We start from the raw sequence: 14141 nt of genomic DNA on the forward strand, positions 1-14141 counted from the left end.
ACCTAAGGCGAAGTCGCTTCCAGCTCGTCGATCAGCCCTTCGATCATCGACAGGCCCAGCGACCAGAATTGCGGGTCCTTGGCGTCCAGCCCGAACGGCGCCAACAGTTCGGAATGGTGCTTGCTTCCCCCGGCCTTGAGCAGCTCGAAATAGCGCTCCGCAAAGCCTTCGCTCGCCTTCTCATACTGCGCGTAGAGCGAGTTCACAAGGCAATCGCCGAAGGCATAGGCGTAGACATAGAAAGGCGAGTGGATGAAGTGGGGAATGTAGGCCCAGAAGATGTCGTAGCCCTCGTTGGAGATGATGGCATCGCCGAGGGATTCCTTCTGCACATCGAGCCAGATCTGGTTGATTTCCTCGGTCTTGAGCTCCCCCTGCCGCCGCGCCGTATGGACCCGCCGCTCGAACGTGTAGAAGGCGATCTGCCGCACCACCGTATTGAGCATGTCTTCCACCTTGGAGGACAGCAGCGCGAAGCGCTGCTTGGGGTCGGTCGTGTTGTTGAGCAGATGCCGGAAGGTCAGCATTTCGCCGAACACGCTCGCCGTCTCGGCCAGCGTCAACGGCGTATTGGCGAGAATCGACCCCTGATCCGCCGCCAGCCGTTGATGCACGCCATGCCCCAGTTCATGGGCCAGCGTCATGATATCGCGCGAGCGCCCGAGATAGTTGAGCATGAGATAAGGATGGGCGCTGGGCACGGTGGGATGCGCAAAGGCACCCGACAGCTTGCCGTCGCCGGTTGGCGCATCGATCCAGCCCGAATTGAAGAATGGTGCCGCCACGTCCGCCAGCTTGGGCGAAAACTTGCCGTAGGCCTCCAGGACCGTCGAAACCGCCGTTTCCCAATCCCAGGTCCGTTCGTCGCTGGTCGGTAGCGGCGCATTGCGATCCCAGGCATTGAGCCTATCCTTGCCGAACCACCTGGCCTTCATCTTGTAGTAGCGATGGCTGAGCCGTGGATAGGCCTCCTGCACCGCCGCCTGCAGCGCATCGACCACCTCGCGCTCCACCGAATTGGCCATGTGCCTGGAATCGGCAATATCCTCATAGCCGCGCCAGCGGTCTGAGATTTCCTTGTCCTTGGCCAGGACATTGGTGATGTGGGTGAAGAGCCGGCTATTGGCCGCCAGCGTCTTGCCCAGCGCCTTGAAGGCGCTTTCGCGCTTCTTCTCGTCCTTTTCGCTGAGCAGATGCAGCGTCGCTTCCATGTTGAGCGTCTCGCCATCCACCTCGAATTCGAGGCTCGACAGCGTCTCGTCGAACAGCCGGTTCCACGCCGAATAGGCGGTCACCGACTTGTCGTGGAACAGCTCCTCCAGCTTGTCGTCGAGCTGGTAGGGCTTGGCCTTGCGCAATTCGGCGAACCAGGTGCGATAGCGCGCCAGCTCGGCATCCCCGGCAAAGGCGGCCTCGAGGTCCGCATCTTCGATCCGGTTCAGTTCCAGTTCGAAGAACAGCACCTTGGTCGACAGGTTGGTCAGCGCCTCATTGGTGTCGCCCATGAACTTGGCGCGATCCGGATCGGTCGATTTCTGCGCATATTGCAGGAATGCGAACGAACCGATGCGGCCGCTGAGATCGCCCAGCTTTTCGCTGTCCTTGATCGCCTTGACCAGTTGGCCGGCCCTGGTCAGCGCCACCAGCTTGCCCTTGTAGTCGGCCTCGAACTGGCTCGCCAGCGCCCTGGCCTCGTCCAGCCCCGCCTTGAATTCGGGACTGTCCTTGCCGGGATAGAGGTCCGAAAGATCCCATACCGGGAGCGCCCCGAATTCGTTGTGGCCCTTCTGTGCGGCGGCGGTCATGGCATGTCTCCGGCTGGTCAAGTGCGGCGGACCTTAGCCAGACAGGATCGCCCTGTGAAGGACGATCCTCGCATTTCGTCAGTCCAGCAGGCCCGCTGCGGCCGAGGTCTCAACCACGGTCGAATTATCGCCATCCACCGCCACTTCGATCAGCGGCACCAGCCGGTCGAGCATATAGTTGAGGCTCAGTGGGGTAGCGAAGGAGAACGCGCCAGAAAGCAGGAAGTCGGCCACCACTTCCCGGCCTTGCTCGACGGCAGCCAGATGCTCGCGCATCGGCATGGCGGCGATCCTGGCCGGATCGCCCGCGCCAACGATCCACACCACCAGATCGGTATCGATCAGCGCCATCTGTTCCTCCGAGAGCGGCACCCAGAAGGCCCCTTCATCGCCTGCCGCATCGATCGCGGCCGGCGTCTTGAAGCCGAGCTGGCCGAGAATCTGCGCCCGCGTGTCGATCGAACGATAGACGCCGAATTCGGTGACATTGAATGCCACCGCCGCTTCCAGCTCCGCCCAGTCGGGGTGGCTGGCCGCGACATCGGCAAAGCGCTGTTCCAGCGCGGAAACGATGGCGTCGGCCTTGTCCGCCTCGCCGACAATGCGGCCGACGGTGCGCGCCCGCACAGACCAGGGCGTGCTGTAGTCGGTATACTGCGCTTCCGCCGCTATGGTCGGCGCGATCTTGGACAGTTCGACATACTGCTCCTCGGTCATCCCCGAGCCGATGCCTTCGATGACGTCGGGCTCCAGCGCCGCGATCTGTTCGTAGCTGATGTCCTTGAACAGCACCGGCTGGCCATCGCCCAGCGCCTCCTGGGCCCACGGCCAGGCGGCATTGGGGAAATTGCCATACCAGTCGCGCGTTCCGACCGGCGTCACGCCCACGGCGAGATAATGATCCTGCCCGCTGAATGTGAGGGTCACGACCCGCTCGGGCCGGGCCTCCAGCGTGGTCGTGCCATAGCGGTGCTCGAAGACCTGCGGGAACTCCTGGGCAAGAACGTTACCCATGCCCCCCAGCATGGCGATCAGCACGGTCACACAGCGAAGCAACGACATCGAATTCTCCATCAACAACGGCGCTGCCCTCCAGCCCGCTGTCGATGCCGATACATAATATGATACAGACTATCAAGTTATATTGCTGGGAGGCCGCGCTGTCCGGCGCGGTCCTCCCCAATCTGTCGCTGGCTTATTGCGTCGCCGGCGCTTCCACTGCCGGCGCCTGCTCGGCTGCTGGCGCGCTGTCTGCCAGCCGCCCGTTGCCGATCATCACCAGCCCGCCGACGAGCAGCGCCCCGATGATCCACAATGCCCCCGCCAGCAGCGAAAAGCCCTCCATGAATTCCAGTCCAGTATAGGCGCGATGCTCCATAGGCAGGGTCCTCCTTTGCCCTGAAAATCCGGACTCCTCCGTCCGGGCTCCCCATCCTAACGCGTCTTGCGGATTTCCCTATGATTAATCCCCCCTTAACACCCCCCGCGCATCCTGCTCCCAAAACGGCACACGATTCGATGCCGCATCAAGAAGACTGGAGCTGGGATGACGCGCGTTCTCGTTGTGGATGATGATCCGGTTCAGTTGCGCCTCACCGCCGAGGTGGCCAACCGCGCCGGCTTCAAGCCGCTGACCGCCACCGGCGGCGAACAGGCACTCACCATCCTGCGCGAGGATCGCAATATCGGCGCCATGATCCTCGATCTGGTCATGCCCGATCTGGACGGCATGGGCGTGATGGATGCCATGCGTCGTGAGGGCATCACCACCCCGGTCATCATCCAGACCGCCAATGCGTCGCTCGAAACCGTCATCTCGGCCATGCGCAACGGCGCCGCCGACTATTTCGTCAAGCCCGTCGCCCCCGAGCGCCTCATCATCTCGCTGCGCAACGCCATGAAGCTCGATGCGCTGGAAGCCGCCATCCGCTCTGAACGCGCCCGCAAGGCCGGCACCTTCACCGTCGGCGACATGATCGCCAAAGCGCCCGCCATGGCTCGCGTGCTGAGCCTGTGCGGCAAGGCCGGCAAATCGACCATTCCAGTGCTGATCGAAGGCGAGACCGGCGTCGGCAAGGAGCTGATCGCCCGCATCATCCAGGGCGCCGGCGACCGCGCCGGCAAGCCTTTCATCACGGTCAACTGCGGCGCCATCCCGCCCAATCTCGTCGAATCCGTGCTTTTCGGCCACAAGAAGGGTGCCTTTACCGGCGCCATCGCCGACCAGCCGGGCAAGTTTGCCGAGGCCCATAACGGCACCCTGTTCCTCGACGAGGTCGGCGAACTGCCGCTCGAAACCCAGGTCAAGCTGCTGCGCGCCCTGCAGGAAGGCGAGATCGAGCCGGTCGGCGCCAGCAAGCCCGAGCGCGTCAATGTCCGTGTCATCTCGGCCACCAACCGGCGCCTGCTCAACCTGGCCAAGTCGGGCGAGTTCCGCGAAGATCTCTACTACCGCCTCAACGTCTTCCCCATCTACGTGCCCCCCCTGCGCGAGCGCATGGAAGACGCGGCCGAGCTGGTCGCCATGTTCATCGCCCGTTTCTCGGCCGAAGCCGGCAAGCGCGTGCTCGGCATTTCGCCCGCGGCCCTCGACCTTCTCATGGCCTATGACTGGCCCGGCAATGTCCGCCAGCTCGAAAACGCCGTCTACCGCGCCATCGTCCTTACCGATGCCGCCTTCCTCGAACCCGTCGATTTCCCGCAGATCGTCGCCCAGTCTTCCGGCCGCGACAGCGCCATCCGGGCCATCGAGCAGGTTCCGGTCCCCGCCGCTCCGACCCATATCGACACCGCCCCGGCCCGCCAGCGCGCTGCCATGGAGCAACCGTCGGCGCCGGATCGCTTCCTCGACACCGCCGGGGAAGTCGCCGCCCTCGCCGAGATCGAGCGCGCTGCCATCGTCTTCGCCATCGCCCATCATGGCGGCCGCATGTCGCGCGTCGCCCGGGCGCTGAAAATCGGGCGCTCCACGCTCTACCGCAAGCTGCACGAATATGGCCTGGCCGAAGAGCTGCTGAACGACGCCGCCTGATCGGCTTTGCCGGCGAATCGGCTACTGTCTCGCTCGGGGCAGGAGCCAGTCATGACAGCGTTGATCGAGGCACGGGGCGTTTCCAAGCGCTTCCGGCAACATAAGAGGTTTCCGGGTCTGCTGGGTGCCTTCAAGACGCTGGTGACCGCCGAATATACCGAAGTCACCGCCGTTTCCGATATCGGCTTCGACATCGCGGCCGGCGAAGCCGTCGGCTATCTCGGCCCCAACGGCGCTGGCAAATCCACCATGATCAAGATGATGACCGGCATCCTGGTGCCGAGCGCCGGCACGCTTTCGGTGCTCGGCCGCACGCCGCATCAGCAGCGCATGGCCAATGCCCATGAGATCGGCGTCGTCTTCGGCCAGCGCAGCCAGCTCTGGTGGGACCTGCCGGTCATCGACAGCTTCACCCTGCACCAGCGCATCTATGACATCCCCCAGGCCCGCTACGCCGAGAACCTCAAGCGCTTCAGCACCCTGCTCGATCTGACGCCCTTCCTCGACCGCGCCGTGCGCCAGCTCAGCCTGGGCCAGCGCATGCGCGCCGAGATCGTCATGTCGCTGCTGCACGATCCCAAGATCCTGTTCCTCGACGAGCCCACCATCGGCCTCGATGTCGTTGCCAAGGACGCGGTGCGCAAATTCCTCGCCGAGATCAACCGCGAGCGCGGCGTCACCATCATCCTCACCACCCATGACCTGCAGGATATCGAGACCATCTGCCCGCGCCTCATCATGGTCGATCAAGCAAAACTGATCTTCGATGGCGAACTGCATCGCCTGCGCGCCGCCCTCGGTTCGGCCCGCCGCCTGACCCTCGAATTTGTCACCGACCCGGGCCCGCTCGCCCTCACCACGGCCACGCTGACCGCCGATGAAGGCCTGCGCAAGCACTACCTGCTCGAACGGGAAGATGTGTCGCTGGTGCAGATTCTCGGCGAAGTCGGCAGCGATCGCGGCCTCAAGGACGTTGCCTTGCACGAGCCCGATATCGAGGAAGTCATCCGCACCTTCTACCAGCGCCGCAACGCCGCCGCGACGGTCGCGCCATGACGGCCTATGCCGCCTTCGCCCGCAGCGGCTTTCTCACCAGCCTGGCCTATCGCAACGAGGTCTGGGCCAACATCTTCGGCAAGCTGGTGCAGGTCTTCGCCCGCGTCGCCATCTGGCTGGCCGTCTATGCCGGCACGATGTCGGTCGACGGCATCGGCATCAAGGACATGATCACCTATGCCCTGCTCGGCGGCGTGGTCATGGGCGCCACCCGCCACGACCGCATCGTTCGCCAGGTAGGCACCGCCCTCAAGACCGGCGATGTCGCAGTCTGGCTGCTCAAGCCGGTGCATTATCCGCTCTATATGCTCGCCGTCGAGGCCGGCATGTCGGCCTATACTTTTCTGCTGGCCGTGGTGCCCACCATCATCATCGTGGCCCTGGTCTACGGCATGCTGCCGCCCGCCAGCCCGTTTCACGCTGCCATGTTCGTCGCCTTTTGCGGATTGAGCTTCATCATCCACTTTCTTGTCGCCGCCATTTTCGGCGTCCTGGCCTTCTGGCTCATGACCATCTTCTCGCTGGACTGGCTTCTGGGAAGCCTGGTCACCCTGCTCTCCGGGCTGCTGGTGCCCTTCTGGTTCTTTCCCGAGCCCTTTGGCGCTATCGCCAGCCACCAGCCACTCGCCTGGCTGGTCTATTATCCATCCGCCGTCTGGCTGGGGCAGCTCGATATCGGCATGACCCTGCTCTATTTCGGCATCGGTCTGGCCTGGGCCGCCCTGCTCGCTTTGGCGCTGACCCTGCTCTGGCGGCGGGCGTCCTCCCGCATCACCGTGCAGGGAGGCTGAGCCATGCTGCATCGTCTCGGCGTTCTGGCGCTGCTGGTCCGGATGTTTGTCAAGTCGCAGATGGAATATCGCGGTGCCTTCTGGCTCGACCGCGTGGCCCAGATTCTCTCCTATGGCGCCGTGCTTCTCACCATCTGGATCCTGCTGAACAAATTCCAGTTGCTCGGCGGCTGGAACTGGCCCGAACTGGCTCTGCTGTTTTCCTTCCAGCTCCTCGCCTATTCGCTGGGCGCCTCGATGAGCTTCACCCAATTGAACACGCTCGAGGATCTGGTGCGGATGGGCACACTCGATGCCCTGCTGACCAAGCCGATCAATACCTGGGCCTATCTGATCTTTTCCGGCCTCAATATCGGCTATGCCGGCCACATCATCCTGGCCATCCCCGTCCTCGTCTGGGCGCTCATGGCCGCAGAGGTGCAATGGTCGGTCGGCTCCACGCTCTTTTTCGTGGGCAGCCTGTTGAGCGCCACCATGGTCACCGGCGCCATCATCACCATGATCGGCGGCACCGCTTTGATCTGGGTGCGCTCCAATCACCTGTTCGCCATCTTCTTCGGCTTCTGGGAACTGACGCGTTACCCGCTCAACATCTTCCCCACCGGGCTTCAGGTAGTGATGCTCACCATCGTTCCGCTGGCCTATATCAGCACCGTGCCGGTCGCCGTGCTGCTCGGCAAGCCGGTACCGCTGCTCGGAGATTTCGCCGCCTCCGTTACCCTGCTCGCCGGTCCGGTCCTCGTTCTCGTCGCCATCGCCCACTGGCGCTACGCGCTGAGCCGCTATCAGGGCGCCGGCGGCTGATGGAACATGGCCTGACCGCGCCGCAGCCGTAGCGGCACGCATGGGACTTGTCCCAATTGTGGCCGCCGACGGCCTGACTCATCTTGCGCCCCATTCCGTGGGGGGCTCCATGAAATCCAGCTATCAGTTCAAGCTCGACCAGGAGCTGCATAAGCTGGTCGAGCTTGAACACGAGCACGATATGCTTGTCGTGCGCATCGCCTATCGTGTCGGCAATTCGGTCAGGCGCGACGAAACCCGCATCGCCGTTGTCGGCGAGCCCCGCTCCGAGCCCGGCGCACAGGGCGTGACCGTCATCTATCGCGTGCGGCCATTCTCCATCGTCCCCTGGCTGACCATAACGCGCTCGCGCTTCTTCTGACGGCGCAGGGGCCGTTGCACCGGCACCACAAAATACGCTCACAACTTTGCGAGCGATTGCCCCCGTTAAGGTTTGCAGAGTATTGAATCTTCGTGCGGAGCGGCCCGCCGAGTCTGATGCAGGACCAAGGTGGAATGGCCGTCACAGCGTTGCCGTGCATGGAGCTCAGATGAACAAGATCCTGGTCTGCCTGGTCGCCGCCCTCGCCGGTATCGGGGGTGCATGGCCCGCAGCGGCGCAGGACATTGCGTCCCTTGCGGTCGGTCCGGTCATCATCGCCCCGCCCCAGACGCCGCTGGCCCAGACCATCAAGTCCGGCCTGAGCACGGTCTATTACAGCGCCGCGAGGGACAGCGCGGCCTATATCGAGGCCCAGAAGCTCTATTTCTTCTATGGCAGCCGCCATTTCGAACCCATCTGGCTCGATGAGGCCGCCAATGGCGAAGTGGTCTTCTCCGCGCCCGCCCGCAAGATTCTGAAGCTCTTCGAAAGCGCCGCCAGCGAAGGCCTGCGCCCGTCCGACTACCTGACACCGGATCTCGACCCGGCCGGCGCCCAGGGCGATCCCCTGAAGATGGCGGCGCTCGAAACCGCCTTCTCCACCGCCGCCCTGCGCTATGCCAGCCATATCTACAATGGCCGTATCCGGCCGCAATCGGTCAGCGAAAACCTCGATATCGCGCCCAAGCCGCTCGATACCGCCTCGCTGCTGGTCGAACTGGCCTCCAGCCCCGATCCGGTCGCAGTGCTGGCGGCGCTGGAGCCTGTTCATCCCGAATTTCTCGCCCTCAAGGCCGCCCTCGCCAGTTTTGACGAAACCAGTCTCGATCGTCCCACGCCCATCGCCGAGGGCCCGACGCTGCGCCCCGGCATGAGCGATCCGCGCGTCCCGCTGCTGCGCACCCGCCTCGGCGTGCCTGCCGCCGACGGGCTCGTCTATGACGATGTGCTGGTCGATGCGATGAAGGCGTTCCAGGGCACGCTCGATCTCGACGTCGATGGCGTCATGGGCCCGGCCACTCTTGCCGCCCTCAATGGCGGCGTGCCCATCACCCGCGCCGATATCCTCGCCAATATGGAGCGTTGGCGCTGGATGCCGCGCGAACTGGGCGCGTTCAACGTCCTCGTCAACATCCCCGAGTTCCGGCTGGCGATCAATCGCGACGGCGTCGAGCAATACACCACTCGCGTCGTCGTCGGCACCACCAGGAACCAGACGCCGATCTTCTCGGACAATATCCGCCACATCGTGGTGAACCCCTATTGGAACGTGCCGAGCTCCATCATCAAGGGCGAGGTCGCGCCCGCGGTCCTGCGCAATCCGGGCTATATCGAAAACCAGAACATGGACCTGCTGTATAACGGCAGCCCGGTCAGCCCCTGGCAGGTCGATTGGAGCCAGGTCTCGACCACAAATTTCCCCTTCCGCGTGCGCCAGCGCCCCGGTCCGGGCAATGCCCTGGGGCAGATCAAGTTCCTCTTCCCCAACAAGCACGACGTCTATCTCCACGATACGCCGTCCAAGTCGCTGTTCGCCCGTTCCTTCCGCGCCTATAGCCATGGCTGCGTGCGCGTGCAGAACCCGATGGAATTTGCCGATGCGCTGATGGCCAACGAGCCCAACATCTCGCGCGCCTCCCTCGAAGCCATGTTCGGCCCCTCCGAGCGCTGGGTGAATCCGGAACACCAGATTCCGGTCCACATCACCTATTTCACCATTCGCGTCGAAGCCGACGGCTCGCTACGCTCTTTCGGCGATGTCTACGGCCACAACGCCAACCTGATCGCCGCCATGGGCCTCGACCAACCCGACCTCGCCCCCGAAATCGTCGCCGACGCCGAACCCGTCGTGGACGAGCTGTCGCCCTGAGTGTTCACGTCGGACGCAGGCGGCAGTTGCGCTACGCTATCGGCTCCTGCCCACCCTCCCCCTTGAGGGGAGGGTAGCGGCGCCTGGCCCGCAGGGCCTTGGCAGAGCTGGGGAGGGGGTAGTCCTGTAGGCCACTGAAGGACCCCCTCCCCAGCTACGCTAGGGCCTGCCGGCCCAGCTTCGCTGCCCTCCCCTCAAGGGGGAGGGTGAGCAGGAGCCGACAGAACGGTGCAGCCACCAGCGCCCCGAGTGAACACTCCCCACGAGGGAAAGGGAGACGGCTGCAACATCTCCCCCTTAACCCCGCGTTTACAATTTCGCCTTGGTTGCGCCCGCTTTTGCCCGTATTACTGGCCCCATGAGGGGTCCGGCTCTGTGTGGTTGTGATCTCGTTAGCGTTAATCAATTCGACGATTTTTCGCGCTAACGTCCGACGACAACTGGCAATTACCGGGCAGAGTTTGGCGTGACGGGGACTTACCTTTTGATACGGCACCATATCGTGCGGCTTTTGGCGGCCGCCCTTATGAGCATTATCGTCATCCTGCCGCAGGCCATCGTGCCGGCCGCGGCCGCCAGCGAACGCGCGCTCTACCTCTATTATACCCACACCAAGGAGACGGCCCGCATCGTCTTCAAGCGCAATGGACAATATGTCCAGTCGGGTCTCAACCAGCTCAATCAATTCCTGCGCGACTGGCGCCGCAACGAACCCACCAAGATGGACCCGCGCCTGTTCGACCTGGTCTGGGAAGTCTATCAGGAGGTCGGCGCCACCCAGCCGATCAACGTTGTCTCCGCCTACCGTTCCCCCGCCACCAACGCCATGCTGGCCGCCACGTCGTCGGGCGTGGCCGACAATTCCCAGCATATGCGCGGCACCGCGATGGATTTCTTCATCCCCGGTATTTCGCTCAGCAAGCTGCGCGCCACCGCCATGCGCAAGCAGGTCGGCGGCGTCGGCTATTACCCCACTTCGGGCAGCCCCTTCGTCCACCTCGATGTCGGCTCCGTCCGGGCCTGGCCGCGCATGACCAAGGCCCAGCTCCAGGAAATCTTCCCCGACGGCAAGACCATGCACCTGCCCACCGACGGCAAGCCGCTGTCGCAGGCCGGCTATCAGGTCGCCCTGGCCGAATGGAAGAAATGCCACGCCTATCCCTGCAATGGCTCATCGGGCGGCACCCAGGTCGCCGAAAGCGGCGGCAGCGGCCGCTCGCTGATGGACCTGTTCTTCGGCGGCGACAATGGCCAGCCGGCCGCCGCGGCAGCCGCCCCCATCCAGGTCGCCGCGGTTGCGCCGCAACCCGCCACCCCGCAGGCCGCGCCCATTCCGGCCTTGCGCCCGGCTTCCCTGGGTGGCGCTGCGGTCGAAGTCGCCGCCGCGCCCGGCGCCATTCCGTTCTCGACCACGGGCAGCGCGCCCCTCGATCCGTCCGAATTGACCACCGCCATGATCGCTCCTGTGCCGGCGATGAAGTCGCAGACCCTGCAATTGGCCACCGCCGCGGCCCTGCCGGCTGCCGATGCCGTCACCGCTCTTGCGGCCCTGACCGCTCCGGTGCCGCAGCCCCGCCTCATCATGACCAACCAGCCCGCGACCATGACCGCCTACCTGCCGGCCACCCCGCAGGATCCCGAGGCCCAGCGCGCGCTCGAAATGATCATCCAGCGCGAGACCACGGCCACCGTGCCGCCATCGCCAACCACGCGCCTGCCCATCCTGCCGCCGCTGACATCAGCCACCGGCCTGCGCACCGCCTCGCTCGGCGGCCAGCCGGTCAACGCGCTGGCGGGCCTGTTCAGCGGCACCTTCGGCGCAGCCCAGCAGGATGAACCCGTCGCCGCCGCTCTGGCCGAACACATCGCCAAGCGCCCGGTCCCCGGCGCCATGCGCGAGCCCGACCTCATCGCGCCCGATCTCGAGCACATTGCCGAGGTCTTCATCACCCCCGCGGTCATGACCTCGTCCCACTTCGCTGTCATCTGGGACCACGACGAAGCCGACTTCGACCCCACCGCCGAAATGGGCCGCTACGCCACCGTCATGGGCGTCGGCGATTTCCCCACCGGCCTGTCCCATACCCGCTTCGTCACCGCCGCCCCCGTGGCGTTGGCCTCGAACTAGGCCAATCTGGCGCCTCCACCTCAATGCGCTATCCGCGGCTCCTGCCCACCCTCCCCCCTTGAGGGGAGGGTAGCGCCGCCTGGCCCATCGGGCCTTGGCAGAGCTGGGGGAGGGGGTGAGGGTGGGTGGAGTCCCTCGCACCGATCCGAGCAGCAAGCACCAGACACCCCGCCTCAATTCAGTCCTCTTGCGCCCCTAGCACTCCCCTGCCGCAGTTTGGCGCAGGTGGCATTGTTGCAAACCACCCGCCCCCGGCCTAAAGAATTGAACGAATGCCCGTTTTGGCAAAGGACCGCCCGCTTGGCCGACAAGCCCTCCACGCCTCTGCTCGACACTGTCCAGTCGCCGGCCGACCTGCGCGCAATGCCGCGCGAAAACCTGCGGCAACTGGCTGACGAGCTGCGCGCGGAGATGATCGACGCCGTCTCGGTCACCGGCGGGCATCTGGGCGCCGGCCTTGGCGTGGTGGAACTCACCGTGGCGCTCCACGCCGTCTTCGACACTCCCCATGACCGCATCATCTGGGATGTCGGCCACCAGGCCTATCCCCACAAGATCCTGACCGGCCGCCGCGACCGCATCCGCACCCTGCGCCAGAAGGACGGCCTTTCCGGTTTCACCCGCCGCGCCGAAAGTGAATACGACCCCTTCGGCGCCGGCCACTCCTCCACCTCGATTTCCGCCGGCCTCGGCATTGCCGTGGCCAGCCAGTTGCAGGACAAGCCCCGCAATGTCGTCGCCGTCATCGGCGATGGCGCCATGTCGGCCGGCATGGCCTATGAAGCCATGAACAATGCCGGCGCCATGGATGCCCGCCTCATCGTCGTGCTCAACGACAATGACATGTCCATCGCCCCGCCCACCGGCGCGCTACGCACCTATCTGGCGCGTCTCGTCTCCGGTCCCGTCTATCGCGGCACGCGCGAAGCCGCCAAGACTGTCGTGAGCAAGCTGCCCTCATTCCTGCATGAACCGGCAAGAAAAACCGAGGAATTCGCCCGCTCCTTCTTCACCGGTGGCACCCTGTTCGAGGAACTGGGCTTCTACTATGTCGGCCCGGTCGACGGGCATGACCTGGAAAACCTGGTCCCCATTCTCGAAAACGTCCGCGACGCCGCCGAGGGTCCGATCCTGGTCCATCTGGTCACCCAGAAAGGCAAGGGCTATGCCCCCGCCGAGCACTCGGCTGACAAATATCATGGCGTGTCCAAGTTCAACGTCATCACCGGCGCCCAGGCCAAGGCACCGTCTAATGCGCCGTCCTACACCTCGGTCTTCGCCTCCTCGCTGATCCAGGAAGCCACTGACGATCCGCGCATCGTCGCGGTGACGGCCGCTATGCCCTCGGGCACCGGCCTCGACAAATTCGCCGAAATTCACCCCAGCCGCATCTTCGATGTCGGCATTGCCGAACAGCATGCCGTGACCTTCGCCGCCGGCCTTGCCAGCGAGGGCATGCGCCCGTTCTGCGCCATCTATTCCACCTTCCTGCAGCGCGCCTATGACCAGGTCGTGCACGACGTAGCCATCCAGCACCTGCCGGTGCGCTTCGCCATCGATCGCGCCGGCTATGTCGGCGCCGACGGCCCCACCCATGCCGGCAATTACGACGCCGCCTATCTCGGCGCCATTCCCGGCATCGTGCAGATGGCGGCCGCCGACGAGGCCGAACTGCGCCACATGGTGGCCACCGCCGCCGCTTACGACAATGGTCCCATCGCCTTCCGCTACCCGCGCGGCGACGGCATGGGCGTCGACATGCCCGCCCGCGGCGAACAGCTCGCCATCGGCAAGGGCCGTATTGTCCGCCAGGGCGCCACCATCGCCATCCTCTCCTATGGCACCCGCCTGGGCGAAGTCCTCGCCGCCGCGGACAAGCTGGCGGCCTTGGGCCTCAACCCCACCGTAGCCGATGCCCGCTTCCTCAAGCCCCTCGACGAAGAGCTGATCGCCCGGCTGGCCAGCACCCATGACGTGCTGCTGACCACCGAGGAAAGCTCCATCGGCGGCTTCGGCAGCCATGTCGCCACCTTCCTCGCCAGCAATGGAATGCTGGACGGCAAGCTGCGCTTCCGCCCCCTGATGATCCCCGATCGTTTCGTCGAACATGCCAGCCAGGCCGACATGTATGCCGAAGCCGGTCTCGACCGCGCCGGCATCGTCGCCACCGCCCTGACCACCCTCGGCTATGATGAAGCCGCCATGGCCAAGGCCCTGAGCGCCATCAGCTAGCGCCCGGCAGGCCTTCGTTTCCCGACCCCCACCCCGACGTCATTGCCCGGCTTGTCCGGGCAA

Annotated in this window: 11 protein-coding genes; 8 read left to right on the forward strand and 3 right to left on the reverse strand. The window is 64.7% G+C overall.

Features of this window, described 5'->3' with window-relative positions; genetic code table 11:
• Nucleotides 1-2: 2 nt before the first annotated feature.
• The 3 genes from ASD80_RS17345 to ASD80_RS17355 form a co-directional block, all read right to left on the reverse strand.
• Nucleotides 3-1805 carry a M3 family oligoendopeptidase gene (locus tag ASD80_RS17345; RefSeq protein ID WP_056235730.1) on the reverse strand — a complete coding sequence of 601 codons (1803 nt, stop codon included), beginning with the start codon at nt 1803-1805 and terminating at the stop codon, nt 3-5.
• Nucleotides 1806-1883: 78 nt separating this feature from the next.
• A complete protein-coding gene (locus ASD80_RS17350; protein ID WP_162247391.1) occupies nt 1884-2867 on the reverse strand; it encodes an ABC transporter substrate-binding protein in 984 nt (327 codons plus the stop codon).
• 133 nt (nt 2868-3000) lie between these two features.
• Complete coding sequence (locus ASD80_RS17355) at nt 3001-3183, reverse strand: hypothetical protein (RefSeq protein WP_056235735.1); 183 nt, start codon at nt 3181-3183, stop codon at nt 3001-3003.
• A 168-nt stretch (nt 3184-3351) separates the two neighbouring features.
• Here ASD80_RS17355 and ASD80_RS17360 point away from each other — a divergent pair, with 168 nt between their 5' ends.
• The 8 genes from ASD80_RS17360 to dxs all read left to right on the forward strand — a co-directional run bounded on the left by ASD80_RS17360 (nt 3352) and on the right by dxs (nt 14078).
• On the forward strand, nt 3352-4836 hold the full coding sequence (locus tag ASD80_RS17360; RefSeq protein ID WP_056235737.1) for a sigma-54-dependent transcriptional regulator: 1485 nt from the start codon (nt 3352-3354) through the stop codon (nt 4834-4836).
• A 51-nt stretch (nt 4837-4887) separates the two neighbouring features.
• Nucleotides 4888-5892: an ATP-binding cassette domain-containing protein gene (locus ASD80_RS17365; RefSeq protein WP_056235740.1), complete on the forward strand. Its 1005-nt coding sequence runs from the start codon at nt 4888-4890 to the stop codon at nt 5890-5892.
• Nucleotides 5889-6683, forward strand: coding sequence for an ABC transporter permease (locus ASD80_RS17370; protein WP_056235743.1), 795 nt, complete (start codon nt 5889-5891; stop codon nt 6681-6683). Before ASD80_RS17365 ends, ASD80_RS17370 begins: the two co-directional genes overlap by 4 nt.
• Before the next feature lie 3 nt (nt 6684-6686).
• Nucleotides 6687-7487, forward strand: coding sequence for an ABC transporter permease (locus ASD80_RS17375; RefSeq protein ID WP_056235745.1), 801 nt, complete (start codon nt 6687-6689; stop codon nt 7485-7487).
• 109 nt (nt 7488-7596) lie between these two features.
• Complete coding sequence (locus ASD80_RS17380) at nt 7597-7848, forward strand: hypothetical protein (RefSeq protein WP_056235750.1); 252 nt, start codon at nt 7597-7599, stop codon at nt 7846-7848.
• Nucleotides 7849-8017: 169 nt separating this feature from the next.
• Nucleotides 8018-9718 (forward strand): L,D-transpeptidase family protein, encoded by a 1701-nt coding sequence (locus ASD80_RS17385; RefSeq protein ID WP_056235752.1) that lies wholly within the window; start codon nt 8018-8020, stop codon nt 9716-9718.
• A gap of 526 nt (nt 9719-10244) precedes the next feature.
• Entirely contained in the window at nt 10245-11846 is a 1602-nt protein-coding gene (locus ASD80_RS17390) for a DUF882 domain-containing protein (RefSeq protein WP_056235755.1), read from the forward strand.
• A gap of 300 nt (nt 11847-12146) precedes the next feature.
• The gene (dxs, locus tag ASD80_RS17395; protein ID WP_082555399.1) at nt 12147-14078 is read left to right on the forward strand and encodes a 1-deoxy-D-xylulose-5-phosphate synthase; all 1932 of its coding nucleotides are present in this window, start codon (nt 12147-12149) and stop codon (nt 14076-14078) included.
• The last annotated feature ends 63 nt before the right edge of the window (nt 14079-14141 follow it).

It is taken from the genome of Devosia sp. Root635, assembly GCF_001427605.1.
In the GTDB taxonomy this organism is placed as follows: Bacteria; Pseudomonadota; Alphaproteobacteria; order Rhizobiales; family Devosiaceae; genus Devosia.